Origin of the sequence: uncultured Gimesia sp., from assembly GCF_937919775.1 — a bacterium.
Taxonomy (GTDB): Bacteria; Planctomycetota; Planctomycetia; order Planctomycetales; family Planctomycetaceae; genus Gimesia.
On sequence record NZ_CALFPF010000105.1, the window covers coordinates 1 to 5278 of the forward strand.

A 5278-nucleotide genomic window follows, 5' to 3' on the forward strand; every position below is an offset into this window, starting at 1 on the left:
CGTCGACTACATGAACGTTCTCAAAAACACGAATACAGTTCAACGATAATCTGTTTGAAGCTGAGTTCCCCCCTTGCTCCGGACCCTTTACTGGGTTCGGAGCTTTTTTTTGGTCGGTCCACTTTTTCAACAACGTCTTTTCATCTGCATGAACCTGTCATACTCAGGCAACGACTGTTACACTTTAATTAAACCTCGTTTAAAATCGTATATCAGCCTTACCGTTCAGGTTTCCAAATGCAGAGTTCACAGCAATTACCACGTTATGATCTTCAGCAAACTTATCAATGGAATTACGAAAACGCTCCCGAACCCGTAGAACTGGAACAACAAGTTGTCCCTGGTCACTGGTCATTTTGTGGCATGCCGGTTCCTTCTCCGCTGGGGATCCCGGCAGGACCTTTACTGAATGGAAAATGGGTGCTGTATTATGCCAGTCTGGGATTTGATGTCCTCACTTATAAAACGGTCCGATCCACATTCCGCGAATGTTACCCGCTCCCCAATTTACAACCGGTCAACACAACTCCGCTGCAGGGAGGCGAACAACGGGTCTCGATCTCTGAAACCATGCAGGGGAGCTGGGCCGTTTCCTTTGGCATGCCGTCCGCTTCGCCGGATGCCTGGCGAAAAGACATCGAACAAACCCGAACTCGGCTTGCCGCTGAAAAAATCCTGTCCGTCTCTGTGGTCGGCAGTCTACAGCCCGGGTGGTCGCTGGAAGATTTAGCCGACGATTATGCATTGTGCGCGCAGTGGGCCATTCAAAGCGGGGCCGACTGTATTGAAACCAACTTCTCCTGCCCGAACGTCTGCACGCGAGATGGCCAGCTTTATCAGCAACCAGAGGCCGCATCCCTGGTTGCCAGCCGCGTGAAAGAGGTGACAGGTTCCGTCCCTTATCTTATCAAGATCGGACATGTGCCTGACAAAACACAGGCTCAGGAATTCCTGCAGGCAATCTTACCCTACGCTTCAGGCATCGTAATGACCAATAGCGTGGCAACCTCAGTCAGCGATGATCAGGGAAAATTACTGTTTGGAGGCGAACAGCGTGGTATCTGTGGTGCAGCAACGAAAGAAGCATCGCTCACGCAACTCAAAATCTTCACGGAACTGATTCAGGAACTGCCTGCGGGGGCTTTCCGTCCCGATCTGATCTCCTGTGGAGGTATCAGCTCTGCCGTTGATGTCAAAGAGTTTCTTGCCGCCGGCGCACAAGCGACTCACCTGGCAACTGCGGCGATGTGTGACCCCTTGATCGCCTGCCAAATCCGCAAAGCCCTCTCAAAACAGGAAGAATGATACGCCAGCTGCCAGCCCCAGACCAATCCTGTCAGACATGATTGGCGCTTCTGTTTTTTTTGAAACCTGTGCTTTGTCGCTCGACCGGAAACCACGGGTACCGTAAGATGACGACATGAATGCCATCGTCGTCAAAAATCTTGAAAAAACGTACAAAGTCTATCAAAAAAAAGAGGGGGTCTTTGCTTCTCTCAAAGGGCTGTGGCGGCGCGATTATAAAACGGTTCACGCTGTTTCTGATGTGAGTTTTTCCATTGAACAGGGTGAAATCGTTGCCTTCCTCGGCCCGAATGGTGCCGGTAAAACCACCACCCTTAAACTTCTGTCCGGGCTCATTTTCCCTTCGGCCGGCGAAGCAACCGTTTTGGGGTATGTCCCCTGGAAACGTGAAAATGAGTACCGCCGCCGGTTTTCGCTGGTGATGGGGCAAAAAAACCAGCTCTGGTGGGATCTGCCAGCCCAGGAATCATTTCGCCTGCACAAAGAAATTTACCGGATCGATCCGCAACAATACACACGCCGCCTTGATGAATTGACGAGCCTGCTCGAAGTGCGGCATCTGATCGGCCAACCGGTGCGGGAACTTTCACTGGGGGAACGCATGCGGATGGAGCTCATCGCTGCCTTGCTCCACAAACCGGATGTTTTACTGCTCGATGAACCGACGATCGGTCTGGACGTGGTTTCTCAACGGCGCGTGCAGGAGTTCCTGAAATACTATCAGGTCGAACAGAAAACCACCGTCGTTTTGACAAGTCACTACATGAAAGATGTGGAAGCACTTTGCAAACGTGCCATCATCATCAATCAGGGCCGTATCAAACACGATGGTCCTTTAAGTGATATTCTCGATCGGTTCAGCAACTATAAAATCATGGACGTCCAGTTCGACGGCGATGATATGCCCCGGGACTTTTCACAGTGGGGAGAAGTCATTGAATGTGAAGCACCGCATGTCAAACTGAAAGTCCCGCGAAATAAAATACCGGAAATTCTCACTAACCTGCTTTCCAGGTATCGTATTCTGGACGTAGGTGTTCAGGAAAGACCTCTGGAAGAAGTCATCGCGGAAGTTTTCACCGAACAAAAAAATGAAGCGGCCCAAGCTCAAAACGAGAAAAATGTGCTGCATTCTACATCCGATTAAAATCGATCTCTGAAGTAGACCCGAACGGCAGATCTGTCTGCCTCAGTATTTTGAGCACAACTTTTTGATATCAAGAATATGATCGCCAGCCTGCGAACCAACTGGATTATCTTAACGACGTCTGTGGAAGAGCGACTCGTCTACCGGGGGGATTTCGTCTTTGCCACTTTGATTCGTTTCCTTCCCATTGTGACTCAAATTTTCCTGTGGGGAGCCATTTATGGAATTCATACCAGTTCTCCCATTAAGTCCATCAAGAGTTACAGCTACCACGAAATGGTTGCCTATTACCTGCTGGTGATGGTAGGACGGGCGTTTTCCAGTATGCCGGGACTGGCCAACGGAATTGCCAACGATGTGCGGGACGGCACCATCAAGAAATACTTAATACAACCCATCGATATGCTGGGGTATCTGTTCTGGGCACGCGTGGCTCATAAACTGGTTTATTATCTTGTCGCCCTCGGTCCGTTTATTCTTGTGTTTTATCTCTGCCGCCACTACTTTGCGGGCTGGCCAGACGCCTTTACGATCACGGTGTGGATGCTGTCACTGATGATGGCGTTCCTGGTCGGTTTCTTAATTGAATCACTGATCGGGCTCATTGCGTTCTGGTTTCTGGAAGTCAGTTCGCTGATCTTCATCTACATGATGTTAAACTACTTTCTTTCCGGACATATGATTCCGCTTGATCTATTTCCAGAGCCTCTCAGTTCTTGGATGCAAATGCTGCCGTTTAAATACCTGGCTTATTTCCCGGGAACGGTGATTCTGGGAAAATATTCGCATCAGGAACTCATTTTCGAATTGTCCATTGAAGTTGTCTGGATCGGCGTTCTGTTTTCTTTAAATCGCATCGCGTTTCAGCGGGGAATCAGGCGCTACAGCGCTTTCGGTGGATAATTCAGCAAATCAGGGCTATCCGCTTCGCTAAACCATCAAATGGGGACGCAAAATCACAACAATTATTTGCGGCTCTGGCGAATCTACTGCAAAGTTTCATATTTCTCCCTTAGACGGATGAGTGCCTGTCTGCTAAAATGGCCGTGAAGGGTCCGGTGTACTTTTTTCATTTGATCGCATTCTGCTGAATGAAAGTCTCTGCCCTCCTCAGGATTACGAACTTAGATCCGTTTTGTGGTGTCTACAGGTTGTTCCCCTGTCGGTCTCATGTACACGAGTCAAAGATCGTGGAACTTTTTCCCCTGCCCGGGATTTCTGATCAACGGGCCCGCGTGCGGGAATTCTTAATTACGGCAAAGTGCCCCAACCTTATTTAAAAAAATCACATGTCTATTACCCCGATAGTTCCCACTGATGACGAGGAGCCCATCTATAACCGGCTGTTCTGGCTTTGTTATCTGGCGAATGTCCTATTGGTTACCGCGAATGCCCTCACGTTTCGCTTTGCAGATTTGATTACCTACCTGGGCGGAACCGAAGAACTCGTTGGTGATATTGTAAGTTGTGGCGTCTTCGTGGCATTAATTGCCCGCTTCTTCCTGGGTCAGGGTATTGACCGCTACGGGGTGAGACGACTCTGGGCTCTCTCCGCAGTCATTTTTGTGATCGGTGCCGGCGGAATGGCATACTGCAGATCACTGGGCTGGGAAATCTTCGCGTTAAGGACATTCTTCGCGACAGGAATTGCAGGGATGTTTACCTGCTCCGTCGTGCACATTCAGCAACGCGTCCCGCATCATCGCAGAACGGAAGTCATTGGCAGCCTGGGCAGTAGCGGCTTTGTCGGAATGGTTCTCGGAACCCAGGCCAGTGACTTTATGCTTAAATGGTTTCCACCCGGAAATGACCAGTTTTATGCCCTGTTTGGCATCCCTGCGATTCTGGGGGTATTTTACTTTGCCATTGTCCTTGCAGTCACGCGCAATGACATTCATCGCAGGCCCAAGGTAACGCCAGCCGCCCACCAGTTGCTGTTCCGCTACTGGCCCGGCCAGGTGGTCGTCGTCGCTATTATGATGGGGCTCAGCTTTACGGTCGTGAGTGTCTTTTTAACCCGCTTTGTTACTCAGCGCGGGCTGGGAGGAATTGGGACGTTTTTTGCCGGCTACGCTGTCTCTGCCTTTTTCATTCGAATTCTGACAAGACGCTGGGGTGAGACGGTCGGTCGAAACTCAATGATTACGCTGGGTCTGATGGGACACGCCATCGGACATCTCATTCTCCCTTCCATCACACGGGAATGGCAATTGATTGGCCCTTCCATTTTGTGTGGATTTGGACATGCCCTGCTCTTCCCCGCAGTAGTTTCACTGGGAACCGAATCTTTCCCCAAGCACTATCGAGGCACCGGCACCACCATTGTACTCGGCTTTTTCGACGCCGGAGCCATCATCTTTGCTCCCATTCTGGGAACTATTATCGACACCTGGGGAATCGTTCCCATGTTCTATACGTCTGCGTCGATCATGACTTTAACGGCTGCGGTTTACACTGTTACTGCAAACCGTAGCGTCAGCAAAGATGTGGCTGTCCCTCAGGAACTTTGTGTCACTCTGGAAGACGCCATCGACTGACGGAGTTCAAACACTCTGTGCCTGTCTCAACCAATCGCGCCCGATTCAAGATCCTGTACCACTTCTGCCAGGACCGCGGGGTCAGCAGATTTGAGAACATGATTAATGCGTGAGGGGGGTACATTGAGACGTTCCATGATTTCACGGGCCTTTTCCCAAAGTTTTTCTTTTTTCTTACCTTCGGTCAAAAACAGGTTGGTACAAAGTTCGGAGAGCTTTTGTTGATCGATCGATTCACGATTATCATAGTAGCGTTTGATCACGTCTTTCTGGTAATTTGAATATTCGG

At 49.9% G+C, this 5278-nt stretch carries 5 protein-coding genes; 4 read left to right on the forward strand and 1 reads right to left on the reverse strand.

Annotated features, from left to right (window positions below):
- The first annotated feature begins 237 nt into the window (after nucleotides 1–237).
- From Q0294_RS02775 to Q0294_RS02790, 4 genes are all read left to right on the forward strand, one after another.
- Complete coding sequence (locus tag Q0294_RS02775) at nucleotides 238–1305, forward strand: hypothetical protein (RefSeq protein WP_299460698.1); 1068 nt, start codon at nucleotides 238–240, stop codon at nucleotides 1303–1305.
- A 115-nt stretch (nucleotides 1306–1420) separates the two neighbouring features.
- Nucleotides 1421–2452 carry an ATP-binding cassette domain-containing protein gene (locus Q0294_RS02780; RefSeq protein WP_299460700.1) on the forward strand — a complete coding sequence of 344 codons (1032 nt, stop codon included), beginning with the start codon at nucleotides 1421–1423 and terminating at the stop codon, nucleotides 2450–2452.
- A 78-nt stretch (nucleotides 2453–2530) separates the two neighbouring features.
- Nucleotides 2531–3355 (forward strand): ABC-2 family transporter protein, encoded by an 825-nt coding sequence (locus tag Q0294_RS02785; protein WP_299460702.1) that lies wholly within the window; start codon nucleotides 2531–2533, stop codon nucleotides 3353–3355.
- 386 nt (nucleotides 3356–3741) lie between these two features.
- On the forward strand, nucleotides 3742–4989 hold the full coding sequence (locus tag Q0294_RS02790; protein ID WP_299460704.1) for an MFS transporter: 1248 nt from the start codon (nucleotides 3742–3744) through the stop codon (nucleotides 4987–4989).
- Nucleotides 4990–5015: 26 nt separating this feature from the next.
- On the opposite strand, the gene Q0294_RS02795 is transcribed toward Q0294_RS02790, so the two are convergent.
- Nucleotides 5016–5278: hypothetical protein (locus Q0294_RS02795; RefSeq protein WP_299460706.1), on the reverse strand; the 263-nt coding region annotated here is incomplete at its 5' end.